Source organism: Streptomyces sp. NPDC048185, from assembly GCF_043202495.1.
Lineage (GTDB): Bacteria > Actinomycetota > Actinomycetes > Streptomycetales > Streptomycetaceae > Streptomyces.
In genome coordinates this window covers 36,096-61,157 of sequence record NZ_JBIDAN010000010.1, presented here as the reverse complement: position 1 = coordinate 61,157, position 25,062 = coordinate 36,096, and the positions used below count along the sequence as shown (strand labels likewise).

General features: G+C 73.3%; 22 protein-coding genes. 9 read left to right on the top strand and 13 right to left on the bottom strand.

Going from position 1 to position 25,062, the window contains the following annotated elements; genetic code table 11:
- Positions 1 to 41: 41 nt before the first annotated feature.
- Both ACGF3H_RS26550 and ACGF3H_RS26545 read left to right on the top strand, forming a co-directional pair.
- Positions 42 to 365 (top strand): STAS domain-containing protein, encoded by a 324-nt coding sequence (locus ACGF3H_RS26550; protein ID WP_362496949.1) that lies wholly within the window; start codon positions 42 to 44, stop codon positions 363 to 365.
- 280 nt (positions 366 to 645) lie between these two features.
- Positions 646 to 3,297, top strand: a complete 2,652-nt coding sequence (locus ACGF3H_RS26545; RefSeq protein ID WP_362496946.1) for an ATP-binding protein — start codon at positions 646 to 648, stop codon at positions 3,295 to 3,297.
- A 72-nt stretch (positions 3,298 to 3,369) separates the two neighbouring features.
- On the opposite strand, the gene nucS is transcribed toward ACGF3H_RS26545, so the two are convergent.
- Entirely contained in the window at positions 3,370 to 4,041 is a 672-nt protein-coding gene (nucS, locus tag ACGF3H_RS26540; RefSeq protein WP_362496943.1) for an endonuclease NucS, read from the bottom strand.
- Positions 4,042 to 4,321: 280 nt separating this feature from the next.
- On the opposite strand from nucS, the gene ACGF3H_RS26535 reads away from it, so the two are divergent.
- The gene (locus ACGF3H_RS26535) at positions 4,322 to 4,714 is read left to right on the top strand and encodes an SCO5389 family protein (RefSeq protein ID WP_362496940.1); all 393 of its coding nucleotides are present in this window, start codon (positions 4,322 to 4,324) and stop codon (positions 4,712 to 4,714) included.
- 110 nt (positions 4,715 to 4,824) lie between these two features.
- Here ACGF3H_RS26535 and ACGF3H_RS26530 read toward each other — a convergent pair whose 3' ends face one another.
- Positions 4,825 to 5,853: an LLM class flavin-dependent oxidoreductase gene (locus ACGF3H_RS26530; RefSeq protein ID WP_362496937.1), complete on the bottom strand. Its 1,029-nt coding sequence runs from the start codon at positions 5,851 to 5,853 to the stop codon at positions 4,825 to 4,827.
- 200 nt (positions 5,854 to 6,053) lie between these two features.
- Here ACGF3H_RS26530 and ACGF3H_RS26525 point away from each other — a divergent pair, with 200 nt between their 5' ends.
- Positions 6,054 to 6,386, top strand: coding sequence for an ATP/GTP-binding protein (locus ACGF3H_RS26525; protein WP_362496934.1), 333 nt, complete (start codon positions 6,054 to 6,056; stop codon positions 6,384 to 6,386).
- A gap of 7 nt (positions 6,387 to 6,393) precedes the next feature.
- On the opposite strand, the gene ACGF3H_RS26520 is transcribed toward ACGF3H_RS26525, so the two are convergent.
- The 7 genes from ACGF3H_RS26520 to mce form a co-directional block, all read right to left on the bottom strand.
- Complete coding sequence (locus ACGF3H_RS26520) at positions 6,394 to 7,263, bottom strand: ABC transporter permease subunit (RefSeq protein ID WP_362496931.1); 870 nt, start codon at positions 7,261 to 7,263, stop codon at positions 6,394 to 6,396.
- Positions 7,260 to 8,549 carry an ATP-binding cassette domain-containing protein gene (locus tag ACGF3H_RS26515; RefSeq protein ID WP_362496929.1) on the bottom strand — a complete coding sequence of 430 codons (1,290 nt, stop codon included), beginning with the start codon at positions 8,547 to 8,549 and terminating at the stop codon, positions 7,260 to 7,262. The genes ACGF3H_RS26520 and ACGF3H_RS26515 overlap by 4 nt, the downstream gene beginning before the upstream one ends.
- 174 nt (positions 8,550 to 8,723) lie before the next feature.
- Positions 8,724 to 9,500, bottom strand: coding sequence for an ABC transporter permease (locus ACGF3H_RS26510; protein WP_362496926.1), 777 nt, complete (start codon positions 9,498 to 9,500; stop codon positions 8,724 to 8,726).
- Positions 9,497 to 10,489: an ATP-binding cassette domain-containing protein gene (locus tag ACGF3H_RS26505; protein ID WP_362496923.1), complete on the bottom strand. Its 993-nt coding sequence runs from the start codon at positions 10,487 to 10,489 to the stop codon at positions 9,497 to 9,499. Before ACGF3H_RS26505 ends, ACGF3H_RS26510 begins: the two co-directional genes overlap by 4 nt.
- A 97-nt stretch (positions 10,490 to 10,586) precedes the next feature.
- Positions 10,587 to 11,522 (bottom strand): cellulose-binding protein, encoded by a 936-nt coding sequence (locus ACGF3H_RS26500; RefSeq protein ID WP_362496921.1) that lies wholly within the window; start codon positions 11,520 to 11,522, stop codon positions 10,587 to 10,589.
- Between the two features lie 208 nt (positions 11,523 to 11,730).
- Positions 11,731 to 15,711, bottom strand: a complete 3,981-nt coding sequence (scy, locus tag ACGF3H_RS26495; protein WP_362496919.1) for a polarized growth protein Scy — start codon at positions 15,709 to 15,711, stop codon at positions 11,731 to 11,733.
- Positions 15,712 to 15,946: 235 nt separating this feature from the next.
- On the bottom strand, positions 15,947 to 16,387 hold the full coding sequence (gene mce, locus ACGF3H_RS26490) for a methylmalonyl-CoA epimerase (protein WP_059301486.1): 441 nt from the start codon (positions 16,385 to 16,387) through the stop codon (positions 15,947 to 15,949).
- A gap of 149 nt (positions 16,388 to 16,536) precedes the next feature.
- Between mce and ACGF3H_RS26485 the strand changes: the two genes are divergently transcribed.
- The 3 genes from ACGF3H_RS26485 to ACGF3H_RS26475 all read left to right on the top strand — a co-directional run bounded on the left by ACGF3H_RS26485 (position 16,537) and on the right by ACGF3H_RS26475 (position 20,220).
- Positions 16,537 to 17,742, top strand: coding sequence for an acetyl-CoA C-acetyltransferase (locus ACGF3H_RS26485; protein ID WP_362496915.1), 1,206 nt, complete (start codon positions 16,537 to 16,539; stop codon positions 17,740 to 17,742).
- A 43-nt stretch (positions 17,743 to 17,785) separates the two neighbouring features.
- Entirely contained in the window at positions 17,786 to 18,742 is a 957-nt protein-coding gene (gene meaB, locus ACGF3H_RS26480; protein WP_239762851.1) for a methylmalonyl Co-A mutase-associated GTPase MeaB, read from the top strand.
- A 170-nt stretch (positions 18,743 to 18,912) separates the two neighbouring features.
- Complete coding sequence (locus tag ACGF3H_RS26475) at positions 18,913 to 20,220, top strand: MFS transporter (protein ID WP_362496912.1); 1,308 nt, start codon at positions 18,913 to 18,915, stop codon at positions 20,218 to 20,220.
- On the opposite strand, the gene ACGF3H_RS26470 is transcribed toward ACGF3H_RS26475, so the two are convergent.
- Positions 20,132 to 20,773 carry a PepSY domain-containing protein gene (locus ACGF3H_RS26470; protein WP_362496909.1) on the bottom strand — a complete coding sequence of 214 codons (642 nt, stop codon included), beginning with the start codon at positions 20,771 to 20,773 and terminating at the stop codon, positions 20,132 to 20,134. The two genes, ACGF3H_RS26475 and ACGF3H_RS26470, sit on opposite strands and share 89 nt — an antisense overlap.
- A 123-nt stretch (positions 20,774 to 20,896) precedes the next feature.
- On the opposite strand from ACGF3H_RS26470, the gene ACGF3H_RS26465 reads away from it, so the two are divergent.
- Both ACGF3H_RS26465 and ACGF3H_RS26460 read left to right on the top strand, forming a co-directional pair.
- Entirely contained in the window at positions 20,897 to 21,616 is a 720-nt protein-coding gene (locus ACGF3H_RS26465; RefSeq protein ID WP_362496907.1) for a response regulator transcription factor, read from the top strand.
- Entirely contained in the window at positions 21,613 to 23,031 is a 1,419-nt protein-coding gene (locus tag ACGF3H_RS26460) for an ATP-binding protein (RefSeq protein WP_362496904.1), read from the top strand. Before ACGF3H_RS26465 ends, ACGF3H_RS26460 begins: the two co-directional genes overlap by 4 nt.
- Before the next feature lie 25 nt (positions 23,032 to 23,056).
- On the opposite strand, the gene ACGF3H_RS26455 is transcribed toward ACGF3H_RS26460, so the two are convergent.
- The 3 genes from ACGF3H_RS26455 to ACGF3H_RS26445 all read right to left on the bottom strand — a co-directional run bounded on the left by ACGF3H_RS26455 (position 23,057) and on the right by ACGF3H_RS26445 (position 25,061).
- Complete coding sequence (locus ACGF3H_RS26455) at positions 23,057 to 23,533, bottom strand: MarR family transcriptional regulator (RefSeq protein ID WP_362496901.1); 477 nt, start codon at positions 23,531 to 23,533, stop codon at positions 23,057 to 23,059.
- Between the two features lie 104 nt (positions 23,534 to 23,637).
- A complete protein-coding gene (locus tag ACGF3H_RS26450; protein WP_362496898.1) occupies positions 23,638 to 24,414 on the bottom strand; it encodes an AIM24 family protein in 777 nt (258 codons plus the stop codon).
- Entirely contained in the window at positions 24,411 to 25,061 is a 651-nt protein-coding gene (locus ACGF3H_RS26445; RefSeq protein ID WP_362496895.1) for an AIM24 family protein, read from the bottom strand. Before ACGF3H_RS26445 ends, ACGF3H_RS26450 begins: the two co-directional genes overlap by 4 nt.
- Between the last annotated feature and the right edge of the window lies 1 nt (position 25,062).

Sequence of the window (25,062 nt, the reverse complement as noted above, 5' to 3'; positions counted from 1 at the left end):
CCCGTGGGACACATCGCCGAGACGCATGCCGGGGAGCGCATATGCACATCAGGGGCGACCACGTCGAGCTGGTCGTCGGGGGCCGCCTCGACGTGCGCAGCGCGGCGGACGCCCGTACGGTCCTGCACTCGGCCGTCGACGACGGAGTCGGCGACCTGGTCCTGAACCTGTCAGAGCTGGACTCCTGGGACGCCACCGGGCTCGGGGTGATCATGGGGGCCCACCGGCGGGCCGGCCGCTGCGGCCGGCGCCTGGTGCTGCGCGGCGTACCGCCGCAGATGCAGCGCCTGCTGGTGGCCACCCGGCTGCACAGGATCCTGGCCATCGAGGGCGGCATCGGCGTGGAGACCCTGCCCAGGGTGTGACGCCCGGGAGCCGGTGCCCTCCGGCGGCCGCGCGGACCCGCGGGACACGGTCCGGCGAAACGCCCGACGCGCGCAATCCTCACGAGACCGTGACGTCTCGGACGGGCCGGCACCCCGGACTGTCGGACATACTGAGCGAAGGTTTAGGGTCTGGCTGCCCGCCGCATCGCAACCCACTGGCGGGCCCGGACCAGAAGCGACAGCGCGGTGTGCGGCAAGGCCGGGAGGGGTGGTCCCGACCGGGGACCCGGCACACGACGCTTTTGGGGGGCTTGGACCTATGGACCCGAACACCCGGGGACCCGAGGAGCACGGCCACGACGGCAGCACGCCGCGCCCGCGCCCGCCCAGGGACCCCCTCACACCCGACTTCGGACAGCACGCGCCCGCGCTCGCCCGCACCGTGCGGCTCGTCTCCGGCGACTTCCTGCTCACCGTCAACCCCGTCGACGGCAGCGAGATCGAGGTCTGCCCGCCCACCGAGCGCCCCGCCCGGCCGCAGCGGCTCACCGCGGCCGAACGCGCCGAGCTGGAGCGCGCCGCCCGGCCGCCCGTCCCCCCGGGGCCGGTGCCGCCCGCGCTCGGGCTCCTGGCCCGCCAGGACGAACGCGAGCGCCTGGCCCGGCTGCTCGCCCGCGGCCGGTCGGTGCGCCTGACCGGCCCGTCCGGCTCCGGCCGCACCAGCCTCCTCGACGTCGTCGCCGAGGACTGCGCCGACCTCGCCCCCGACGGCGTGATCCGCCTCAACGGCTTCCGCCGCACGGTCGACGACCTGCTGTACGACCTCTTCCACGCCGTGTACCGCGCCCCCCTGCACCGGCCGGAACGGGACGAACTGCTCGGCCTCGTCCGGGATGTCGGCGCGGTCGTCGTCCTGGACGACGCCGAGCTCGGCGCCACCGCCCTCGACGAACTGCTGGACGCCACCCCCGAGTGCGCCTTCCTCGTCGCCGCGACGCCGGACGTGCCCGCCCCCTCCGCCGGCTCCGCCGTCGAGGAGGTCTTCCTCACCGGCCTCGACCGCTCGGACGGCGTGGAGCTGCTGGAGCGCGCGGCCGGACGGTCCCTCACCGACGAGGAGGCCAACTGGGCGGGCGACCTGTGGTTCGAGTCCGAGGGCCTGCCGCTGCGCTTCGTGCAGGCCGGTGCGCTGCTGCGCCGGCGCGACCGGCTGCGGGCCGGGGCCGACGCCGTCGACGAGTTCGGCGTCTTCGCCGACGCCCGCCCGGACGACGACACGCCCTACGACGGCGCCGACGGCGACGAGGTGCCCCTGCCGTCCGTCGGCGAGGCCGCCGCACCCGCGCCGCTGCTCGCCGCCCGGCTGAGCGCCTCCGCCCGCGCCGCCCTCGAACTGGCCGTCGCCCTCGGCGGCGAGGTGCCGCACCAGGCGCACCTGCCCGCGCTGGTCGGCGACACCCACGCGGACGCCGCCCTCGGCGAGCTGGCCGACTGCGGACTGGTCTCGCCGGTCGGCTCCCGCTACCGGCTCGCCGCCGGGGTCCTCACCCAGCTGGAGAGCGCCGGGTACGCCGACGACGCCCGGGAGCGGGCACTGGCCGCCGCCCGGCACTACGCCTGGTGGGCGGGGCACCCCTCGGTCACGCCCGAGCGGGTCTGCACCGAGGCCGACGCCGTACTGGCCGCCCTCGCCGTGCTGGTGCCGGCGACCACCCCGCCCGTGGACGACGAGGAGAGCCCCGCCGTCCGGCTGGCCCGCACCGCGGCGCCCGCGTTCGCCGCCGGACTCCACTGGAGCGCCTGGGAACGGGCGCTGCGCTCCGGCGCCGAGGCCTCCCGGCTCGCCGGTGACGTCGCCGAGCAGGCGCACTTCCACCACGAACTCGGCGTCCTCGCCCTGTGCGAGGGACAGCTGGACCGGGCCCGCGCCGAACTGGAGGCGTCCATCGGCCTGCGCGGCGCGCTCTCCGACAAGCGCGGCGCCGTCGCGGGCCGCCGTGCCCTCGCGCTGGTGGTGGACCGCTCGGGCGACACACCCGGCCCGGGCACCGGCGCGTCCGGTGCCACGGCGGCCGGACTCGGGGCCGGCGGCAGCGCGTTCGGCACCGTCTTCGGTCCGACCGCGGGCGAGGAGGTGCCCGACGCCCGGCACGAGGAGTCCGCGTCGCCGCCGGCCGGTGTGCCCGCGCCCTTCCCGCCGCTCCAGCCGTCCCCGCAGTCCCCGACGCTCGTCGTCCGCCGGGAACCGTCCCCCGGGCCGTCCCGCAAGCCCGGAGGCGGCATCAAGGGCCTCGCGCGGCGCAATCTGGTGGCCGCCGGCGCGGGCGCGCTGCTCGTCGCCGTGCTCGGCACGGTGGTGACGCTGGGCGCCACCTCCGAGGGCGACGCGGGCACACCCGCCGACCAGGTCGGCGTCAACCCGTCGGCCAGCCAGGGCGTCGACGACGGCAGTCTGGGCGCCGACCGGCCGGAGGACGACGGCAACGGCTCCGCGGACACCGGCGAGGCGACCGCCCGTCCGAGCGACCCCGGCCCGGACGGCACCCTCGGCACCTCCGACGACCCGGCGCCGAGCGAGACGGCCCGGCCGTCGGGCAGCGCCGGCGGCAGCAGCGGGCCCGGACACCCGAGCGGTTCCGGCGGCCCGAGCGGCCCGAGCGGCCCGGGCTCGCCGACGAAGACGCAGCCGCCGGCGTCGTCCGAGCCGCCCACGACGTCGAAGCCGCCGACGACGTCCAAGCCGCCCACCACTCCGCCGTCGGAGACGCCCACGTCCGAACCGCCCTCCGAGTCGCCGACGTCGCAGCCGCCCCCGCCGTCGACCCCGGAGACCTCCGACAGCGCGAGCGGCCCCGGCACCACCACCCCGACCACCGCGAGCGCTCCCGCCGGCGGCACCGCGACCGCGACGCAGAGCGGCACCTCCACCGGCGGCACGGGATCCGCCCCGACGACCGGACAGATCATCTGAGGCGACACGAAGGGGCCGGGTCCGCACCACGGACCCGGCCCCTTCCGTGCACGGGCTCGACGCCCGTACCGCTCAGAACAGCCGCAGCTTGTCGTCCTCGATGCCCCGCAGGGCGTTGTAGTCCAGCACCTGGCAGCCGATGCCGCGGTCGGTGGCCAGCACCCGGGCCTGCGGCTTGATCTCCTGGGCGGCGAAGACGCCGCGCACCGGGGCGAGATGGGGATCCCGGTTCAGCAGCTCCAGGTAACGCGTGAGCTGCTCCACGCCGTCGATCTCGCCCCGCCGCTTGATCTCGACGGCGACGGTCTTCCCGTCGGCGTCCCGGCAGAGGATGTCGACGGGGCCGATGGCCGTCGGGTACTCGCGGCGGATCAGGGTGTAGCCCTCGCCGAGGGTCTCGATGCGGTCGGCGAGCAGCTCCTGGAGGTGCGCCTCGACGCCGTCCTTGATCAGGCCGGGATCGACGCCGAGTTCGTGCGAGGAGTCGTGGAGGATCTCCTCCATCGTGATGATGAGCTTCTCGCCCGTCTTGTTGACGACGGTCCAGACGCCCGCCTCGTCACCGGCGCCCTCCTTGAGGGTGCAGGGAGGCGACATCCAGTTCAGGGGCTTGTAGGCCCGGTCGTCGGCATGGATCGAGACGCTGCCGTCCGCCTTGACCAGAATCAGCCGGGGGGCCGAGGGGAGGTGGGCGGTGAGCCGTCCGGCGTAGTCGACGGAGCAGCGGGCAATGACGAGACGCATGGTCGGCAACGCTACTCGACGCGCCCCTCCCGGCGCGATTCGCCTCCGCCCCCGGCGCCCGACGGAACGCCCCACTTCTCCCATTGGACCCGTGTTGCGCACTGGCCGATTGTGTGCGTACCGGATGATGCCCATCTGGGCATTCTCCTGGTGCGGTCACGATCGGTTGCTTACGGTATTGAACGGGAGGTCGCGAGGTGTGTACTCAGCGTGTCCGGCATCGCGCGCTCCCTTCACTGTCCGGCAACCCCTGTCGTTCGGGGGTGCGAGAGGAGTACCCATGTCGCTCGACGTCTCACCGGCCCTACTCGAAAAGGCCGAGCGAGGCGAGGTCGACGAAGCAGAATTCGTCGACTGCGTCCGGACCTCCCTGCCCTACGCGTGGGAGATGATCAGCTCCCTGGTGGCACAGCTGAAGGTCGACGGCGGAGCGTTCGCCGACAACCAGACGCCCCCGCCGGACGAGCAGGCGCGCGGTCAGCTGCTGCGAGCGCTCGCGAGTGACGCCATACGCGGTGCGCTGCAGCGGCACTTCGGGGTGCGGCTGGCCTTCCAGAACTGCCACCGGGTGGCGGTGTTCCCGTTGGACTCCTCCGTCGACGAGAAGCTGACCCGTTTCACCTCGGTGCGCAGCCAGATCCTGAATCAGTCGCCCGAGTTCCGCGACTGCTGACGCGATGGTCGTCCGCTTGCCGTTCCGTACGCGGGAGGTGCGGTTCGTACCGGAGCGGCAAGCTGTCCGCCCGGACCCTCGCGGGTCCCGGGCGTCCGTCCCCGGCCCGCTCAGCGGAGCTGGGGGAGCACCTCCGTCCCGAGCCGCCGTACGTTCTCCTCGGTGGCCGCGAGGTCGCCGGAGCCCTCGACGAGCAGCGCGAAACGGGAGATGCCGGTCCGCTCGCCGGTCGCCGCGAGCCGGTCCGCGCACAGCCGGGGGGTGCCCACCGGGTGGAGTCCGCAGAGCAGTTCGGTGTACGCCAGCGGGTCGCGCATCCGCCGGGCACGGCCGTCCACCGTGACATGGGCGCCCAGGCCCTGCCGCAGCCAGCCCGGCATCGCCTTGAGCAGCGTCTCCGCCGCGTCGGCGCGCCGGTCCGCGATCTGGCAGACGCCGGCCGAGACGTGGGCCGCGTCCTGGATCTCCGGTTCCGGGCGGCCGGCGGCGCGGGCGTGCCGCCGCCACAGGGCGACCATCTCGGCCTTCTCCTCGTCCCCGACGTGCATGCCGAGCAGCATCGGCAGTCCCCGCTCCGCCGCCGTGCGCACGCTCGCCGGGGAGGTGCAGGCCACCACGACCTCCGGTCCCGGCGCCTCGGACAGCGACTCCGAGGGCCGCGGCACGACGGGCACCTCGCGAAACCGGAAGCGGTCCCCGAAGGCGCCGACGGCCGGTTCGCGCAGCCAGCGCACCAGCAGATCGAGTGACTCGGGGAACCCCTTTTCGTACGCCTCCAGGCCCGCGCCGAACACCTCCAGGTCGACCCACGGGCCGCCGCGGCCCACGCCCAGCGAGAACCGGCCGCCGCTCGTGACGTGCAGCAGCGCGGCCTGCTCGCCGAGCGCCACGGGGTGGACGGTGGGCAGCACGCTGACCGCCGTGCCCACCCGGATGCGGCGGGTGCGGCCCAGCAGCAGCGCGGCCAGCGTCACGGCCGACGGACACGTGCCGTACGGCACGAAGTGGTGCTCGGCCAGCCAGACCGTGTCGAGCCCCGCCTCCTCGGCGACCTCGGCCGAGCGGACCGCGCGGTGCAGCGCTTCTCCCTGGCCCTGGCCCGGGAACTGGGCACCCAACACGAAACTTCCAACGCGCATTGCTCTTCCTGCTTCCTCGGCTCCGACACGGAGCTCCCCCACACGGCATAACCGTCCGACACGTGCCGAGGACACGGCCGGGCGAAGGGATTTGCGGATTGTCTGCAGAATCGGCCGTCACGGGAGGTCCGAAGGCGCCCGCCCGTGCCGCGTAGGCTGGACGCGGTCCGTAGTTCCTGTATAGCTCCGTGAGGTGTCCCGTGTCCCCGCGTCGCAACCGACCCAAGGGAGCCGGCCAGTCCGGCCGGAGCGCCGAGGACGACGGCTCCGGCCGCTACGGCGGCTGGCAGTCCTCGGAGAGCTGGCAGGGCGAGGACTGGAGCGTACGGCACGTGGCGGGCGCGAGCGCGCAGGGGAAGTCGTACCGCTGCCCGGGCTGCGACCAGCTGATCCCGGACGGCGTCCCGCACGTGGTGGCCTGGCCGGCGCACGCGGGCGTCGACGACCGGCGGCACTGGCACAAGGCCTGCTGGAACGCGAAGGACCGCCGCACCACGCGGGTGCAGCGGTCCCGTAACGCGCCGAGGTTCTGAGCGGCCCTCAGACGTCCCGCTTCTGCAGCAGGGCGAAGGCGCCGGCGAACACGAGGGCCGTCACCACGAGCATGATCCACAGCGGGTCCCAGCCGGACGGGCCGGACTCCGTGAGCGAGTTGGTGTAGAAGATGCTCATCTGGTTCGGGATCGAGTACTCGAACAGGGCGGTGCGCACGTCCTCCAGGGACCGCGAGAACATGAACAGCGCGATCACCAGCGGCGCCAGCACGGCCCCGATCATGATGGTGATGGCCCCCGCCGAGTGCCGGATGACCGAGCCGACGGCGAGCGAGAGCAGTCCGAGCAGCGCCACGTAGAGCGAGACGCCCACGGTGCCCTTCAGCCACTCCTCGCCGGAGGGCGACACCGCGCCGTGGTCCTCCAGCAGGGCGACGTGCATCAGGGCGATGAGCGTCGAGGACACCAGCGTCACCACGAAGGCGACCAGGAAGAAGACGATCGCCTTGGCGGCAAGCACCCGGCCGCGGCTGGGGCACGCGGTCATCGTCGTACGGACCATGCCGGTGCCGTACTCCGAGGCGGTGGTCAGCACGCCGAGCGTGATCAGGCACATGCTGCCCAGCAGCAGACCGAAGAAGCCCAGGCTGAGCGCGCTCTCACCGGACGCGTCCGTGGTCGAGTTCGCCACCACCACTCCGGTCAGCGTGCCGATGCCGAGGACCAGCAGGACGAACACGCCCAGCGTCCACATCGTCGAGCGCACCGACCTGATCTTGGTCCACTCGGAGGCCAGCGCGTGCCCGAGGTGCGTGCGCACCACCGGGATCGGCGAGGTGTAGGTGGGGTACGGCGAACCGGGCGCCGCCTGCCACTGGGGTGCGGCCTGCGGCATCGGGGGCTGGGGCGTGCTCATCGGGCGTCCTCGGACTTGGTCGGGTCGGTGACGGGCGCGGCGGGGGCTGGGGCGGTGACGGGAGCCGGGGCGACAGGAGCGGGGGCGGGGGCGGCCGGCGCGGTCGCGGGGGCCGGCGGGGACGGCTGCGCGTACGGGTTGCCCGAGGGGGCGCCCGCAGCGGGAGCAGCGCCGGCAGCGGGCGCACCGGGCGCGGCCGGGGCGCCGTAGGAGCCCGCCGGGGCCTGGCCCGCCGGTCCCTGGGGCGCGGGCCGACCGCCCGGCTGGGGCGGCGGCGGCGCGTACCAGCCGGGCTGGCCCTGTCCGGGCACCGGCATCGCCGGCTGCGCGCCGGGCGGCAGCGGCTGCTGGAGCCCGGCCTTCTGGTCGATGGTCGACCGGTAGTCGACGGCGCCCTGCGTCATCCGCATGTACGCCTCCTCCAGCGAGGCCTGGTGCGGCGACAGCTCCCACAGCCGTACGTCGGACTCGTGCGCGAGGTCGCTGATCCGGGGCAGCGGCAGGCCGGTCACCCGCAGGGCGCCGTCCTGCTCGGGCAGCACGTGCCCGCCCGCCTCGGTCAGCGCGGACGTCAGCTTCTCGCGCAGCTGCGGCTCGGTGTCCGGCGTGCGCACCCGCGCGAAGTCGGCGGAGTTCGCCGAGATGAAGGCCGTCACGCTCATGTCGGCGAGCAGCTGGCCGCGCCCGATGACGATCAGGTGGTCGGCGGTCAGCGCCATCTCGCTCATCAGGTGCGAGGAGACGAAGACCGTGCGGCCCTCCGCCGCGAGCGCCTTCATCAGGTTCCGCACCCAGAGGATGCCCTCGGGGTCCAGGCCGTTGACCGGCTCGTCGAAGAGCAGCACCTGGGGGTCGCCGAGCAGGGCGGCGGCGATGCCGAGCCGCTGGCCCATGCCGAGGGAGAAGCCCTTGGAGCGCCGCCTGGCCACGTCCTGCAGGCCGACGACGCCGAGCACCTCGTCCACGCGCCGGGCGGGGATGCCCGACAGCTGGGCCAGGCTCAGCAGGTGGTTGCGGGCGGACCGGCCGCCGTGCACGGCCTTGGCGTCGAGCAGGGCGCCGACCTGACGGGGGGCGTTGGGGAGCCTGCGGTACGGGTGGCCGCCGATCGTCACGTGTCCCGCGGTCGGGTTGTCCAGGCCGAGGATCATGCGCATCGTCGTCGACTTGCCGGAGCCGTTCGGTCCGAGGAAGCCGGTGACGGCGCCGGGCCGCACCTGGAAGGACAGGTTGTACACAGCGGTCTTGTCGCCGTAGCGCTTGGTCAGGCCGACTGCCTCGATCATGCTCCGCACCCATCGAAAGGTTCAGGACAGCGGGGCACACGCCCCCGTAAGGGTTAGGAGCTTATCGAGGCGCTGACGGTTCCCTTCAAGTCCGGGTAAAAGAACCGGCCGCCCCGGACCCGCCCCCAGGACCTGCCGTCTGGGTCATGCCGGGGTCGCGGGGCGTGGCAGGTCCTAGGCGTCCCGCCGCTTCAGCACCAGATATCCGCCGACGAGCGCCGCCACCACCCACAGCGCCATGATCCCGAGGCCGCCCCACGGGCCGTACGGGGTGTCGTCGTCGAGCGGTGTCACCACCTGCATGATCTTGCTGCCGGCCTGGTCGGGCAGGAACTGGCCGACCTTCTTGGTCACGTCGACGTTGCCCAGGATGTTGGAGATCAGGAAGAAGAACGGCATCAGGATGCCGAGCGACAGCATCGGTGAGCGCAGCATCGCGGCGACGCCCATCGAGAACATCGCGATGAGGGTCATGTAGAGGCCGCCGCCGATGACCGCCCGCAGTACGCCCGGGTCACCGATCGACGCCTTGAGGTCGCCGAGCATCGCCTGCCCGAGGAAGAAGGCGACGAAGCTGGTGATCATGGCGACGACGAAGGCGAGACCGGTGGCCACGGCGATCTTGCTGAACAGGAAGGTGCCGCGCTGCGGCACGGCCGCCAGCGAGGTGCGGATCATGCCGGAGCTGTACTCGTTCGCCACCACCAGCACCCCGAAGACGATCATCGCCAGCTGACCGAGACTCATCCCGGCGAAGCTGATGAAGGTCGGGTCGAAGGAGAGCCGGTCCCGCTCGCTCATGTCGTCGAACTCGTTCTTCGACAGGGCCGAGATCAGCATGCCGAGGGCGACGGTGACGACCACGGCCAGGGACAGCGTCCACACCGTGGACGCCACCGACCGGATCTTGGTCCACTCGGACCGGACGACCTGTGTCGCGGCCGTGCTCATCGCTGCCTCCAGTCGCTGCCCCACTGCTGTGCCCGCTGCTGTCCGCCCTGCTCCGCCGCCGGGGGCGCGGCCGCGAGCGGCTGCCCGTCGTGGGCGTGGTACTCCACCGACTCCGCCGTCAGCTGCATGAACGCCTCCTCCAGCGAGGCCCGCTGCGGGCTCAGCTCGTGCAGCACGATCTGGCTGCGCGCCGCGAGCTCGCCGATGGCCTCCGACTTGTCGCCGTCGACCTCCAGGACCTCGGCGCCGCTCTCGACGACCGTGATCCCGGCACCGTGCAGCACGTCGAGGAGCCGCTCCCGCTGCGGGGTGCGGATCCGGACGTAACTGCGGGAGTTCTCCTCGATGAATTCGGCCATCGAGGTGTCCGCCAGCAGCCTGCCCTGGCCGATGACGACCAGATGGTCGGCGGTCAGCGCCATCTCGCTCATCAGGTGGGAGGAGACGAAGACCGTACGGCCCTGGGCGGCCAGCGTCTTCATCAGATTGCGGATCCAGTGGATGCCCTCGGGGTCCAGGCCGTTGACCGGCTCGTCGAACATCAGGATCCGCGGGTCGCCGAGCAGCGCGCCGGCGATGCCCAGCCGCTGGCCCATGCCGAGGGAGAAGCCCTTGGCCTTCTTCTTCGCGACCGCCGTCAGACCGACGGTGTCCAGCACCTCGTGCACCCGCCGGGCCGGGATCCCGTTGGCCTGCGCCAGGCACAGCAGGTGGTTGTAGGCACTGCGTCCGCCGTGCATCGCCTTGGCGTCCAGCAGGGCGCCGACGTAGGTGAGCGGGTCCTTCAACTGGTCGTAGCGGCGGCCGTCGATGCGGACGTCGCCGGCGGTGGGCCGGTCCAGACCCAGCACCATCCGCATGGTGGTCGACTTGCCCGCACCGTTCGGCCCGAGGAAACCGGTGATGATGCCGGGTCTGACGGTGAAGGTGAGATTGTTGACCGCCACCTTCTCGCCGTACCGCTTGGTCAGCCCCTCGAGCTCGATCATGCGGCCCACGCTAGAACGTGACGAAGCCCCCTGCCACCCCAGTGACAGAAGGCTTCGCCCGTGTTCCGCTCTTGTTCGGCCGGAGCGTGCTCCGGCGTCAGCGGGACTGCTGGGCCGGCACCCCGCGGGAGACCGACTCGTCCTCGGCCGGCGTGCCGGCGGCGGCCACCGCGGCGCCCGTGAGGGTCGCCAGCATCTCGCGCACGTTGGTGAGCTGCGCGTTGATCGAGTCTCGGCGGTTGGTGAGGGCGGCGAGCTCGCGCTCCGACTCGGAACGGATGCGGTCGGCCTTGGCGTTGGCGTCGGCCACGATGTCCTCGGCCTGGCGCTGCGCGGTCTCGACGGTCTGGCGGGCGCGGCGCTCGGCGTCCGTGCGCAGCTTCTCCGCCTCCAGGCGCAGCTGCTCCGCGCGGTGCTCGATCTCCGCGAGCCGCTTCTCGGCCTTGGCCTGACGGGAGGCCAGGTCGCGCTCGGACTGCTCCCGGCGCTTGGCCAGGTTCGTCTCGAAGTCGGCGGCGGCCTGCGCGGCCTTGGCGCGGGTCTCCTCGAAGAGGGCGTCCGCCTCCTCGCGCTTGGACTGCGCGTCCTTCTGCGCCTCGGACCGCAGCTGCGACGCGTCGCTCTTGGCCTTCTCGACGATGCGGACGCCCTCGTCCTCGGCCTTGGCCTTGCGCTCCGCGGCGTACGACTCGGCGTCGTTGCGCACCTGCTGGGCCGCCGACTCGGCGAGCTCGCGGTGCTGCTCGGCGGCGCGCCGGGCCTCCTCCCGCAGGTCCTTCGCCTCCTCCTCGGCGAGGCGCAGGATCTTCTCGACCCGCGCACCGAGACCGGCGTACGACGGCTCGGCGTCGTTGACCTGGGCCTGGGCGTTCTGAGTCTCGAGGTGGAGCTCCTCGATGCGCTTTTCCAGAGCGGTGATGCGGGAGAAGGCGCTGTCGCGATCAGAAATGATCTTGGAGATGTACTCGTCCACCTGAGCGCGGTCGTACCCACGCCGCACGTGCTCGAAGCCGTAGGGGGAAGTGTCGCTCATGGGGTTCCTGTCGAAAGAGACCGGGTGAGGTGATAGAGGGAATCCTAGGTGCCAATGCGGTGTGTCATCGAGCGGATGCGTGTTTGATCTGGAGAATGACACCTCTTTTGAGTGGCTAACCCACGGACGGCTTGCCAAAGTTCAGGTCAAAGGTCAAGACGGAGGGTGAGTCAGAGCCTTCCAGGAGACACGGAAACCGCCCCGCACGCTAGCCGTCTGACGACTTGCCACCCGAACGGGGGGCGCCGACCGTCGCACCGGCCTTCACGCCGTTGTCCTTGCCGCCCGCCGGGGCCTCGAAGGACTCCAGCGCCTCCAGCACGTCCTGCACCCGGGAGATCTCGGCGTTGATGTCCTCGCGGCGCCGCACCAGGGTCTCCAGCTCGCGCTTGCCCTCCTCGACCGTGCGCCGGGCCTCCCGGACCGCCTCGGCCTTGAGCTCCTCGGCCTCCCGGACCAGCGAGGCCTTCTTCTGCTCGGCCTCCTTCAGCAGCCCCTCGGCCTTCTTGACGGCGGCGATGCGCACCTTGCCCGCCTCGGAGTTGGCCTCCGACACCAGCTCCTTGGCCTTCGCCTCCGCCTTGGCGAGCTGCTCCTCGGCGGCCTTGATGAGCGCGTCGCAGCGGTCGCCGGCCGACTTCATCGTCTCGGCGGCCTCGCGGCGGGCCCGCTCGTGCAGCTCCTCGATCTCCGAGGTGAGGCGCTCGCGCAGCTCCTCCGCCCGCTCCCTTATGGCCGTCGCGTCCCGCCGGGCGCCGACGAGCAGCTCGTCCGCGTCCGTACGGGCCTTCTCCACCCGGGTGTTGCCCTCGACCGTCGCCTCGGCGACGATCCGGTCGGCCTCCGTGCGGGCCGCGCCGACCATCGTGTCGGCCTGCGACTCGGCGTCCGCGGTGGTCTTCTGCGCCTGCTGCTGGGCCTCGGTGAGCAGCTTGTCGGCCTCGGCCGTGGTCTCGGTGATGAGCGTGTCGACCTGCTCGGCCGCCTCCGAACGCCGCTTGTTGGCGTCCTTGCGGGCCTCGTCCAGGGTGCGCTCGGCCTCCTCGCGGGCGGCCGTCGTGACCCGTTCGGCCTCCGCCGCCGCCTCACCCCTGAGCCGCTCCGCCTCGGTGCGGATCCGCTCGGCGTGCTGCTGCGCGGAACCGACCGCCTCGGCGGCCTCGGCCCGCAGCCGCTCCGCCTCCCCGCCGGCCTCCGACAGCAGCCGCTCCGCCTGGGCGCTCGCCTCGGCCCGGACCCGGTCGGCCTCGGTCACCGACTCGGTGCGCAGCCGCTCCGCCTCGCCGGCCGCCTCCGAGCGCAGCCGCTCGGCCTCGGCCGCCGCCTCGGCGCGGACCCGCTCGGCCTCCTCGACCGTCTCCGTGCGGATCCGGTCGGTCTCGGCGGCCGTCTCCGTGGTCAGCCGCTCGGCCTCGGAGCGCGCCTCCGTGATCAGGGTGTCCGCCTGCGTCGCCGCGTCGGACCGGATGCGGTTGGCGTCCTCACGGGCGTCCGCCCGGGTGCGCGCCGCCGACTGCTCGGCCTCGGCGATGGCGTCGGAGGCCTCCGTACGCATCCGCTGGGCGTGCTCGGAGACGTCCGTGCGGATCCGGTCGGCCTCCGTGATGGCCTCGGACACGGTCCGCTCGGCCAGCGTCTTGGCGGCCTCGGTCTCCTCCTGCGCCTCGCGCCTGAGGCGCCCGGCGTCCTCGCTGGCCCGCTCCCGCTCCGCGTAGGCGTCGGCGCGGACCCGGTCCGCCTCCTCCTCGGCCTCGCGCCGGGTGCGCTCCGCCGCGTGCTCGGCGGCGCTGCGCAGCCCGGTGATCTCCTCCTGGGCCTGCTCGTGCAGCCCGGCGACCGACTCCCGCACCTGCTGGGCGTGCTGCTCGGCGGCCGACACCATCTCGGTCGCGCGCCGGTCGGCCTCCTCGACCAGCCGGGTCGCCTCGGCCTGCGCCTCCTCCACGCGGTTGCGCGCCGAGGCCAGCAGTTCCTCGCTCTGCTCGCGGGCCCGCTCCCGCTCCTGGTCCGCCTCCTGGCGGGCGGCGCCCAGCAACTCCTCGGCCTCGCGGCGGCGCCGGGCGGCCTCCTCCTGGGCGGCGGCCAGCGTCTCGGACGCCTCCGCCGCGATGCGCTCGGCGGCGGCCTGCGCCTCCGCCCGCACCCGGTCGGCGCTCTCCTGCGCCTCCGACTTCAGCCGCTCGGCCTCGCTCGCGGCCTCGGTACGCAGCCGTACGGCGACGGCCTCGCCCTCCGCACGGGACGCGGAGGCGTCGGCGGCGGCCTCGGTGCGCAGCCGCTCGGCCTCCGTCTCGGCCTGCTGCTGGAGCGCGCGGATGCGCTCCGCGGCCTCCGTGCGCAGCCGCTCGCTCTCCTCGGCGGCCTCACGGCGGATCCGCGCGCCCTCCTCACGGGCCTCGGTCAGCGCCTGCTCCGCGGCACCGAGGCGTTCCTCCGCCTCGGCGTGCAGCCGCGTCAGCTCCTCGGCGGCCTCCGCCTGCCGCGCCTCGACGGCGCGCTCGGTCTCCTCGCGCAGCTCACGGGCGGCCCGCTCGGCGTCCGCCTGGAGCTCCTCGGCGCGCTCGGCGGCCTCCGCGCGGTGCCGCTCGGCCTCGGCGCGGGTGCGCTCCAGGGTCTCCTCGGCCTGCCGGCGCAGGGTCGTCGCCCGCTCGATCGCCTCGGTGCGGACCTTCTCGCTGTCCGCGGTGGCCGTCTGCCGCAGCTCGTCGGCGTCCGCCTTGGCCTTGGCGAGCAGCTCCTCGGCGGTCTTCGCCGCCTCCTCGATCTGCGCCACGGCCTCCTTGCGGGCCCCGGCGCGGATCTTCTCGCCCTCGGCGGCCGCGTCGGCGCGCAGCTGCTCGGCCTCGCCGCGCAGCCGCCGCGCCTCCTCCTGGAGCTCGACCGTCTTGGCGCGGTACTCCTTGGTGTCGTCCTTCGCCGCGCCCTTGAGCTCCTCGGCGATGTCGTGCGCCTCGGCCCGCAGCCGGTCGGCCTCCGCCTCGGCCTCGGTGCGGATCCGCTCGGCCTCCTCGACGGCGGCCTTCGTGGTCCGCTTCGCCTCCTCGGACGCCTTGTTCAGGACGTCCTCGGCGGTCTTGGCGGCCTTGGAGAGCTGGGTGGCCGACTCCTCGGCCGTGACCGTGCGGGCCTTCTCGGCGGCCTCGGCGACGATCTTCTCGGCCTCGGCGCGGGCGTCCGCGACCAGCTGCTCGGCCTCGGCCTTGGTGGTCTCGGCGTCCTTGGTGGCCTCGCTGACCAGCCGGGCGACCTGCTCCTTGGCCGTGCGCGTGCGCTGCTCGTTGGCCGACTCGGCGCTCGCGAGGGTCTTGGCCGCGGACTCCTTGGCCTCGGCGACCAGCTTCTCGGCCTCGGTCTGCGCCTTGCGCAGCGCCTCCTCGGCCTCGCTCATGCGCTGCTCGGCCGTCCGGCTCAGCTCCTGGGCCTGCCGGCGGGCGGACTCCGACTCGCTCGCGGTGGTGCTGCGCAGCTGCTCGGCGTGGTCGGTGGCCTCCTGCGCCTGCGTGGAGGCGGCGTTCAGCAGCCGTTCGGCGTCCGTGCGGGCGCGGCGCAGGAGCTGCTCGGCCTCGGCACGCGCCGTCTCGGCGTCGGTGCGCAGCCGCTGCCGGGCCTCGGACGTGAGCCGCTCGGCCTCGGCGCGGGCGGCGGACAGGGCCTGCTCGGCCTCGGCGCGGGACTCGTCGAGCAGGCGGCGGGCCTGCTGCTCGGTGCGGGCCCGGAGCTGCTCCGCCCAGGCCACGTTCTCGTTGACGTGCGACTCGACGGTCTGCCGGCGCTCGGCCAGCTCCTGGTCGAGCTGCTGGCGCCGGGTCACCGCCTCCTGGTGCAGCTCCGCCTGGAGCCGGGCGGCCTGCTCGGCGTGCTCCTGGAGGATGCGCTGGGTCTGCGCGCGGGCCTGGCTCAGCTCCCGCTCGGCGTCCGCGCGCAGCTGGTCGGCCTGCACCTGCGCGTTGCGCAGCAACTGCTCGGCCTGGTACCCGATGTCGCCGCCGTCGAAGGCGGGCCGGGACATGATGGTGCGCCGCGCCTCGTGCAGCTTGGCGCGCAGCACCTCGACCTGGTAGCCGAGGTCCTCGGCGTGCTGGATCGCCTTTTCCCGCTCGGTCTTCAGCCGCTTCATCTCGGCCTCGAACCGAGAGAGGTGGTCGACGTCAGCCGCCGGCTCTCGCTCCTGGCTCTCGTAGCCCCGCACTGCGCGGTCCCATCCGTCCCCTGGTCGCAAATCCCTTAGAACGGGCTCCGTCCGTCCACCGAACGGGGCCCCCGGGGGAATGGTGTCAGATCAACGGCGGAGCATGGGCTGCTGCCCCGTCGCTCGCCCCCCGAAACACGGACCCCGGCGGTCCCGGCGCCGACGACGACAGGACCGGGTCACCCTGGACTGAGCGGCGACCGCACCCAACCCTACCGGCCCTTATCTACGAGGGTCAGTGCTCAGGTGACTCAACGGCCGCCGAAGTGACCAGTTCTGTCAGGACGCCATGGCAGTCCTTGGGGTGCAGGAAGGTGATCCGCGACCCCATGGAACCGCGGCGGGGCTCGTCGTACAGCACGCGCACGCCCTTGCCCCGGATGTCCGCGGCGTCCGCGTCGACGTCCGCCGTGCCGAAGGCGATGTGGTGGACGCCCTCGCCGTTCTTGGCGAGCCACTTGCCGACCGCGGAGTCCTCGCGGGTGGGCTCGAGCAGCTGGAGGTACGAGGCACCGCCGTCCGACGTATCGTTGATCTTGAGCATGGCCTCGCGCACGCCCTGTTCCTCGTTGACCTCGGTGTGGAACACCTCGAAGCCGTAGGTGGCACGGTAGAACTCGACGGTCGCGTCGAGGTCGTGGCAGGCGATTCCGATGTGGTCGATTCGCGTCAGCATGGAATCAGTGCAGCGCTCCGGAGGCGGTTGCGCAACGTGCGGGCGATCACACCGACAGCACGGTGACGGGCGGGATACCGCTCAGTACATTCGAGTAAACCCTCGTTCACTCCTCGGCCTGTGCGGGCCGGAAAAGGGGATCGCAGCTCATGTCTTCTGCAACGAACGGCACGACCTCCGTCATCGTCGCGGGTGCCCGCACCCCGATGGGGCGGCTGCTCGGCTCGCTGAAGTCCTTCTCCGGGGCCGACCTCGGCGGCTTCGCGATCAAGGCCGCACTCGACCGTGCGGGTATCGGCGGCGACCAGGTCCAGTACGTGATCATGGGCCAGGTCCTCCAGGCCGGCGCCGGCCAGATCCCGGCCCGCCAGGCCGCCGTCAAGGCCGGCATCCCGATGAACGTCCCGGCGCTCACCGTCAACAAGGTGTGCCTCTCCGGCCTCGACGCCATCGCGCTCGCCGACCAGCTCATTCGCGCGGGTGAATTCGACGTGATCGTGGCCGGCGGCCAGGAGTCCATGACGAACGCCCCGCACCTGCTGCCGAAGTCCCGCGAGGGCTACAAGTACGGCGCGGTCCAGATGCTCGACTCCATGGCCCACGACGGGCTGACCGACTCCTTCGAGAACATCGCCATGGGCGAGTCGACGGAGAAGCACAACACGCGCCTCGGCATCGCCCGTCCGGAGCAGGACGAGATCGCCGCCCTGTCCCACCAGCGCGCCGCCGCCGCCCAGAAGAACGGCATCTTCGAGGCCGAGATCACCCCGGTCGAGATCCCGCAGCGCAAGGGCGACCCGGTGCTGTTCAGCAAGGACGAGGGCATCCGCGGCGACACCACCGCCGAGTCCCTCGGCAAGCTCCGCCCGGCCTTCTCGAAGGACGGCACGATCACCGCCGGCTCCGCCTCCCAGATCTCCGACGGCGCGGCGGCCGTGGTCGTCATGAGCAAGGCCAAGGCCCAGGAGCTCGGCCTGGAGTGGATCGCCGAGATCGGCGCCCACGGCAATGTGGCCGGCCCCGACAACTCTTTGCAGTCGCAGCCGTCCAACGCCATCCAGCACGCCCTGAAGAAGGAGGGCCTGGAGGTCGGCGACCTCGACCTGATCGAGATCAACGAGGCGTTCGCGGCCGTCGCCGTACAGTCCATGAAGGACCTCGGCGTGTCCACCGAAAAGGTGAACGTCAACGGCGGCGCCATCGCCCTGGGGCACCCCATCGGCATGTCCGGCGCCCGGCTGGTCCTGCACCTGGCGCTGGAGCTCAAGCGGCGCGGCGGCGGCGTCGGCGCGGCGGCGCTGTGCGGCGGCGGCGGCCAGGGCGACGCGCTGATCGTCCGGGTCCCCAAGGCCTGACCCCCCTTCTCCTCACGTACGCGCTACTCGGAACGGAGCTGTGATGCAGGACGTCTCCTCGCTGGTCGCCCAGGCCAGGGAAGGCCGGCCGCGGGCCGTGGCCCGGCTGATCTCCCTGGTGGAGGGGGCGTCCCCGCAGCTCAGGGAGGTCATGGCGGCCCTCGCGCCGCTCACCGGGGGCGCGTACGTGGTGGGCCTGACGGGCTCGCCGGGCGTCGGCAAGTCCACGTCCACGTCGGCGCTGGTCACGGCGTACCGCAAGCAGGGCAAGCGGGTCGGCGTCCTGGCCGTCGACCCGTCCTCGCCGTTCTCCGGCGGCGCCCTGCTCGGCGACCGGGTGCGCATGTCGGAGCACGCCTCCGACCCCGGCGTCTACATCCGCTCCATGGCCACCCGCGGCCACCTCGGCGGCCTCGCCTGGGCCGCGCCGCAGGCCATCCGCGTGCTGGACGCGGCGGGCTGCGACGTGATCCTCGTCGAGACCGTCGGCGTCGGCCAGTCCGAGGTGGAGATCGCCTCGCAGGCCGACACCTCCGTCGTCCTCCTCGCCCCCGGCATGGGCGACGGCATCCAGGCGGCCAAGGCCGGAATCCTGGAGATCGGCGACGTCTACGTCGTCAACAAGGCCGACCGCGACGGCGCGGACGCCACCGCCCGCGAACTGAACCACATGCTGGGCCTCGGCGAGGCCCGCGCCGCCGGGGACTGGCGCCCGCCCATCGTCAAGACGGTCGCCGCGCGCGGCGAAGGCGTCGACGAGGTCGTGGAAGCCCTGGAGAAGCACCGCGCCTGGATGGAGGAGCGGGACGTGCTGGCCGAGCGCCGCCGGGCCCGCGCCGCCCGCGAGGTCGAGACCATCGCCGTCACCACCCTGCGCGAACGCATCGGCGACCTCCACGGCGACCGGCGCCTCGGCGCGCTGGCCGAACGCATCGTGTCGGGCGAACTGGACCCGTACCGCGCCGCGGACGAACTGGTGACGGGGCTGACGCAGGGCTGACCGGCGGCCGACGCGGACCGGAAAAGGGCTGGCCGGTCCGCGCACCCCGTTGCTAGCTTGACGCGCGTGTTCCTCCTCTTGGCCTAGGACCCGCCCCGCACGCGACCGCCGCATCCGGCCGTCGCGCGCTTCGGTGTCCCCTCGTCGCCTCCCTCCTGAGGAACCTTCGCGTGTCCACGCCCCTTCCGCGGCCCTCGTACGCCGCCGTCCTCCGCGTCCCCCATGCCCGCCGCACGTTCGCCGCCGCCCTCGTCGGCCGGCTCTCGTACGGCACGGTCGGCCTCGCCCTGATGCTCTCCGTGACCCGGGCCACCGGGTCCTACGCCGTGGCCGGCACGGTCATGGCGCTGTTCGGCGCGACCGGCGTCTTCCTGTCCCCCTACCGCGCGGGCCTGGTCGACCGGCACGGCCCACGCCGGGCGCTGCTCCCCATGGCCGCGCTGTACGCCGCCCTGCTGTGCGCGCTGGCCGCGGCCTGCGCGCACCCGGGCACGCCCGCGGCCGTCCTCGCGGTGACCGCCGCCCTCGCGGGAGCCTGCACGCCCCCGCTCGGCCCCACGATGCGCGCGGTCTGGGCCGCACTCCTGCCCGACCGGCGGATGCTCCAGCGCGCCTACGGCCTGGACGGCGTCGCCGAGGAACTGCTGTTCGTCTCGGGCCCGCTCCTGGTCGGCGTGGTGGTCGGCGTCGCCCCGCCGGCCGCCGGTGTGCTGCTCAGCGCGGTGCTGGTGGCGGCGGGCACCCTCGCCTTCGCCACGTCACCCGCGGCGGGCGCGCTGCGGACGGCGGACGGCCCCGGGGCGGACGCCGGCCGTCCGGGAGCGGGGCACGGCCGCGCCCTGCTGCAGCCCGTCGTGGTCACCGCGGGCGTCGGGGTCGCGGTGAGCGCCGTGGACCTGCTGGTCGTCGCCTTCGCCGGGCAGCGCGGCCTCGGGGGCGACACCGTCGCCTGGGTGCTCGCGGCCCTGTCGGTGGGCAGCGCGGTCGGCGGCCTGCTCAACGGCGCCGTCACCTGGGGCTCGTCCGCCCGCGTCCGGCTCCCGTTCCTCGCGGCCGGTCTCGGCCTCTGCCTGGCCGCCGCCGGTCTCGCCCCCGGTGTCGGCACCCTGGTCGTGGCCGTCGCCTGCGCGGGGCTGTTCGTGGCGCCCGCGCTGACGACGGCGTACCTGATCGCCGACGAGAGCGTGCCGCCCGGCTTCCGGAACCGGGCGGGCGCCTGGGTCAACACCGCCGTGAACGCCGGGATGTCCGCCGGTGCGGCGGGGGTGGGCCTGCTGGTGGAGCGGCTGCCGCTGCCGGTGTGCTTCGCGGTGTCCGGCGCGGTCGCCGTGGCGGTGGCGCTGGTGCCGCCGGGCCACCGCGGCCGGCCGGGCGAGCGGGCGGGGACGCTCAGTCGTCGTCCGGGCCGGAGTCGCCCGAGCCCGAGTCGTCCGAGTCCGAGTCGTCCGAGTCCGAGTGGTCCGGACGCTCGGCCGTGACCTTGCCGGTCTTCGCGTCGACCAGCCAGTCCCGCTCGGCCTTGCCCGGGGCGCGGGTCTCGGCCTCCCAGACGGCCCTGCCGCCGTCGTCGCCGTCGTCGTCCAGCTCCACGGACGTCACGGTGCCGTGGCCGGCCGCGGCCCTCGCGGCCCCGGCGGCGTCCACGGACGTGCCCTTCAGCGCGGTCCGCGCCTCGTCGGTGCCGTCGGAGTCGCCGTCGGACTCCGTCCGCGAGCCGAGGACCTTGCCGGTGGACGGGTCGACGCGGACGCTGTGCCAGGTGCCGTCGCCGGAGAGGACGTCGACCTCCCAGGCCGCGCGCTCACCGTCGTCGTCGCCGTCCGCGTCGTCCAGTTCGGCGGAGACGGCGGTGCCCGGCGCCTTCCGCAGCGCGGAGGCGATCGCGTCGCCGGCCGAGACCTTCACCGAGGTCACCCGGGCGTCGTCGCCCCGGTGCGCCGCGTCGTCGTCCCCCGTCGCCAGGGCCGTCGCCGTGCCGCCCGCGGCCAGTGCTCCGGCGGTGACGGCGGCGATCACGATGTTGCGCTTCATGCGGTTCCTCCCGAGTCGTTCCCTGTCGCTTCGTTCCGACGTCCCCACTGTCACCGGCCGACGCTGAGGGCAGCCTGAAGCCGCCTGAAGGAACCTTCAGGTTCGTTCTGGGACCCTTGCGCCATGCGCCCACCCGTCACCCACCACCCCGCCGGAGGCGCTTCGCGCCGCCCCTCCCGCATGCTGATCGTGGAGGACGAGAAGCGCCTCGCCGTCTCGCTCGCCAAGGGCCTGACGGCCGAGGGCTACGCCGTGGACGTCGTCCACGACGGGCGGGAGGGGCTGCGCCGGGCCGGCGAGGGCGCGTACGACCTGGTGATCCTCGACATCATGCTGCCCGGCCTCAACGGCTACCGGGTCTGCGCCGCCCTGCGCGCCGCCGGGCACGACGTGCCGATCCTCATGCTCACCGCCAAGGACGGCGAGTACGACGAGGCGGAGGGCCTGGACACGGGTGCCGACGACTACCTCACCAAGCCCTTCTCGTACGTCGTCCTCGTCGCCCGGGTGAAGGCGCTGCTGCGGCGGCGGGCCCAGGGCGCCGGGGCCTCGCCGGTCCACGTCCACGGGGACCTGAAGGTCGACACCGCCGCCCGCCGGGTGTTCCTCGGTGAGAGCGAAGTCGCCCTCACCGCGAAGGAGTTCGCCGTCCTGGAGGAGCTCGTGGTACGGGCCGGGCAGGTCGTGTCCAAGGCGCAGATCCTCGAGCACGTCTGGGACTTCGCCTACGACGGCGACCCCAACATCGTCGAGGTGTACGTCAGCGCGCTGCGGCGCAAACTGCGCGCCGGGCTCATCCGGACCGTGCGCGGCGCCGGATACCGGCTGGAGACCGGGCGATGAGCCGGCTCCTCGGGTCCGTCCGGGCCCGCGCGACGCTCGCCGCCACCCTCGTGGTGGCCGTCGCCCTCGTGGCGGCGGGCGCCGCCGTCCTGCTGTCCCTGCGCTCCAACCTGCTCGGCGAGGCGGGCACCCAGGCGGAGCGCTCCGCGCGGGAGGTGGCCGCCGAGCTCGCCGTCGGGACGCCGTACGGCGAGCTGTCGCTGGACGTGGACGACCGGCCGGTGCAGGTCGTCGACGGGGACGGCGGGCTGGTCGCCGTCAGCGAGGACCTGGAACGGATCAGCGGCACCGGTGTCGCCGGGGTGAAGCCGCTGCCGGCCGCCACGGGGGAGCGTGGCGACGACGACCGGGACGACGATGACGACGACCCGGGCGAGTCCCTGGAGCCCGGGGAGATCGGGGAACGGACCACCGTCAGCGACGGGTCGGCGACGATCGACGGCGACACGGAGGACTACCGGTTCGCCGCCGTGCCCGTGGAGACCCGGGACAAGGGCCGGCTCACCGTCTACGCCGGCGCCCCGCTCTCCGCCGAGCACGGGGCCGTCGACACCGCGCTGACGGTCATGCTGATCGGTTTCCCGGTGCTGCTCGCGGTCGTGGCGTGGGTGACCTGGCTGGTCACCCGGCGCGCGCTGCGCCCGGTGGAGGGCATCCGCCGGGAGATGGCCGCGATCACCGCGAGCGAGGACCTCGCCCGGCGGGTTCCCGTGCCGGGCACCCACGACGAGGTCGCCCGGCTCGCCTCCACGACCAACGAGACGCTGGCCGCGCTGGAGAGCTCGGTGGAGCGGCAGCGGCGGTTCGTCGCCGACGCCTCGCACGAGCTGCGCAGTCCGATCGCCTCGCTGCGGACCCAGCTGGAGGTGGCCGCCGCTCATCCGGAGCTGCTCGACCTGGACGGCGCCGTCCAGGACACCGTACGGCTGCAGCGGCTCGCCACCGACCTGTTGCTGCTGGCCAGGCTGGACGCGGGGGAGCGGCCCGCCGACGCGCGCGTCGACCTCGCCGCGCTGGCGCGTGCGCAGGCGGAGGGCAGGGCCGGGGTGGGCGTGCGGGCCGAGGGCGCCGTGGCGGTCGCCGGGTCGCGGGGACAGCTGGAGCGGGTGCTGGCCAATCTGCTCGACAACGCCCAGCGGCACGCCCGCTCGGCGGTGGAGGTGTCCGTGCGCCGGGAGGGCGGGACGGCGGTGGCCGCGGTGGCGGACGACGGGGAGGGTGTGCCGGCGGCCGACCGGGAACGGATCTTCGAACGGTTCGTACGGCTCGACGCCGCCCGCAGCCGCGACGACGGCGGGGCCGGTCTCGGTCTCGCCATCGCCCGTGACGTCGCGGAGCGGCACGGCGGCACGCTCACGGTCGGCGACGCACCGGCAGGCGGCGCCCTGTTCGAGCTCCGCCTGCCGGTGGCCTAGGACCTGTCGAGGGGGCCGTCCGCGGTCAGGGGCGTCCTCGCTGGCCGCGCAGGTGCTCCGCGATGGGCCGGAGCGCCTTGTCGAGCTCCGTCAGCGCCTCGGGGTCGAGCAGGTCGATGAAGTGCCGGCGCACGGACGCCACGTGGTGCGGTGCGACCTTCCGCATCGTCTCCAGGCCGTGCTCGGTGAGGACGGCGTAGAGCCCGCGGCGGTCGGACTCGCAGTTCTCCCGCCGGACCAGGTTCGCGTTCTCCATGCGCGTGATCTGGTGGGAGAGGCGGCTCTTGGACTGCAGGGTGGCGGAGGCGAGGTCGCTCATCCGCATCCGGTCGTCCGCGGACTCGGAGAGGTTCACCAGGATCTCGTAGTCGTTCATTGTCAGGCCGAACGGTTGCAGGTCCTTCTCGAGCTGGTGCGTCAACAGCCTGTTGACCTCCAGGTGGGTGCGCCAGGCACACTGCTCCGTATCGGTCAGCCAGCGGGTGGCCGTCTCGGTCTCCATGAATGAAGTCTACCTAAGAAGTTGAAAAGCGAACTAGTGAGGGGTGGCGTGTGACGGTGAGACGGGTGCGCACGCGTTCGATGTCACACTCCGCAGGTTACCGCTCACAGCCCGAAGCGGCGCTGGAGGTCTCCCAGCTGTCCGGGAAGCCCCGGTACCCCTGACCGGCCTCCCGGCGCGCCCTGACCCCCGCCGCCGGGCACGCCCGCCTGCTGGGGAGCGACCCCCGTCGGCTGCTCCGCCATCAGCGCCTCGCTCGACTGGAGCAGCACCGTCCCCGCCCCCACGAACTCGAACTGGTGCTCCTCCCCGGAGGCGCCGCCCAGGCCCGTCATCGCACGTAGACCGCCCAGCAGGCCGGTCATGTACCCGTGGTCGTAGTGATGACAGGGGGACGGACAGTCCGCCCAGCCGACCAGGGCCTGCGGGTCCACCCGGATCGGCGGTTCCATGAACACCACCGGACCGTTCGACGCCGCCACGAACCTTCCGGTTCCGATCAGCGTCAGAAAACCCGGCACGATCGACTGCTTGAGGGCGAGACTTGGCTGAAAAGCGAGCAAGTTGCCCGAGCGAATGGTCAGGTTGCCGTCTTCGAGGTCGTACGAATTCACGTCGAAGGCCCGGTCGGCGAGGAGCATCTTGCCCGACCCCTCGGCCACCACCCAGTCGCTCGCGTGCAGAGGTGAATGGAAGGACGTGCGCATCAGACGGTCCAGCCGGCCGTGCCCGACCCCGTTGAAGTCGATCGTCCCGTAGTAGGCGATCATCTTCCCCTTCTGCAGGAACCACCGGCTCCCGGTGAGCTCCACACAGAAGGTGTACGCGTTGACGTTGTCGTCGGCCGGCAGCGTCGCCGGGTCGTGGTGGACGGTGCTCACAGCTTCTCCTCCGACGCCTGGACGTACACCGTGCCGCTGCCGCTCAGCTCCAGCTGGAACGCCTCGCCGGAGCCCCGCCCCACCATGTCCCGCCAGCCCAGTGCCGTGGACAGCCGGTTGCGGACGTCGCCGTGGTGGGCGACGTAGGCCTGCGGGTCGACGTGCACCGCCCGGTGCGGGGTGACGGGCACCTCGAAGACGCCGCCGTGGGCCATCACCGCCACCGCGCCGTGTCCTCTCAGGGTGGTCGTGAACAGTCCCTGCCCGCTGACCTGTCCGCGCACCATGCCCATGACCCCGCCCTGCGAGCCGAGGAACATCGTCCCCTGCTCCAGGGTGCCCTCGAAGGCGAGGAGGCGGTCCGCCTCCACGTACAGGGTGTCGCCCGAAAGGCTGATCACCTGGACGTGGTGGCCGCCGTGCCCGAAGAACACCGTGCCGCTGCCCTCGACGGTCATCAGCGGGGTGTCCTCGTTCGCCACCCGGCGGCCGATCATCGACATGACCCCGCCCCGGCCGCCGGTCAGGTTGGGCGTGAAGGACACGTCCCCCTGGTACGCGAGCATCGCGCCGCGCTGACTGAACAGCCGCTGCCCGGGTGCGACGGTCGCCCGGACCATCTTGGAGTTGATCTCCTCGAAGGCCATG

What these genes read in the sequence shown, in the direction of transcription:
- ACGF3H_RS26460 (WP_362496904.1), top strand. Translation starts at nt 21,613, where the DNA reads ATGAGCCGGCTCCTCGGGTCCGTCCGGGCCCGCGCGACGCTCGCCGCC.
- ACGF3H_RS26530 (WP_362496937.1), bottom strand. Translation starts at nt 5,853, where the DNA reads ATGCGCGTTGGAAGTTTCGTGTTGGGTGCCCAGTTCCCGGGCCAGGGC.
- ACGF3H_RS26455 (WP_362496901.1), bottom strand. Translation starts at nt 23,533, where the DNA reads ATGGAGACCGAGACGGCCACCCGCTGGCTGACCGATACGGAGCAGTGT.
- mce (WP_059301486.1), bottom strand. Translation starts at nt 16,387, where the DNA reads ATGCTGACGCGAATCGACCACATCGGAATCGCCTGCCACGACCTCGAC.
- ACGF3H_RS26500 (WP_362496921.1), bottom strand. Translation starts at nt 11,522, where the DNA reads ATGAGCGACACTTCCCCCTACGGCTTCGAGCACGTGCGGCGTGGGTAC.
- meaB (WP_239762851.1), top strand. Translation starts at nt 17,786, where the DNA reads ATGCAGGACGTCTCCTCGCTGGTCGCCCAGGCCAGGGAAGGCCGGCCG.
- ACGF3H_RS26465 (WP_362496907.1), top strand. Translation starts at nt 20,897, where the DNA reads ATGCGCCCACCCGTCACCCACCACCCCGCCGGAGGCGCTTCGCGCCGC.
- ACGF3H_RS26535 (WP_362496940.1), top strand. Translation starts at nt 4,322, where the DNA reads ATGTCGCTCGACGTCTCACCGGCCCTACTCGAAAAGGCCGAGCGAGGC.
- ACGF3H_RS26515 (WP_362496929.1), bottom strand. Translation starts at nt 8,549, where the DNA reads ATGATCGAGGCAGTCGGCCTGACCAAGCGCTACGGCGACAAGACCGCT.
- ACGF3H_RS26445 (WP_362496895.1), bottom strand. Translation starts at nt 25,061, where the DNA reads ATGGCCTTCGAGGAGATCAACTCCAAGATGGTCCGGGCGACCGTCGCA.
- ACGF3H_RS26520 (WP_362496931.1), bottom strand. Translation starts at nt 7,263, where the DNA reads ATGAGCACGCCCCAGCCCCCGATGCCGCAGGCCGCACCCCAGTGGCAG.
- nucS (WP_362496943.1), bottom strand. Translation starts at nt 4,041, where the DNA reads ATGCGTCTCGTCATTGCCCGCTGCTCCGTCGACTACGCCGGACGGCTC.
- ACGF3H_RS26470 (WP_362496909.1), bottom strand. Translation starts at nt 20,773, where the DNA reads ATGAAGCGCAACATCGTGATCGCCGCCGTCACCGCCGGAGCACTGGCC.
- ACGF3H_RS26550 (WP_362496949.1), top strand. Translation starts at nt 42, where the DNA reads ATGCACATCAGGGGCGACCACGTCGAGCTGGTCGTCGGGGGCCGCCTC.
- ACGF3H_RS26485 (WP_362496915.1), top strand. Translation starts at nt 16,537, where the DNA reads ATGTCTTCTGCAACGAACGGCACGACCTCCGTCATCGTCGCGGGTGCC.
- ACGF3H_RS26505 (WP_362496923.1), bottom strand. Translation starts at nt 10,489, where the DNA reads ATGATCGAGCTCGAGGGGCTGACCAAGCGGTACGGCGAGAAGGTGGCG.
- ACGF3H_RS26545 (WP_362496946.1), top strand. Translation starts at nt 646, where the DNA reads ATGGACCCGAACACCCGGGGACCCGAGGAGCACGGCCACGACGGCAGC.
- ACGF3H_RS26510 (WP_362496926.1), bottom strand. Translation starts at nt 9,500, where the DNA reads ATGAGCACGGCCGCGACACAGGTCGTCCGGTCCGAGTGGACCAAGATC.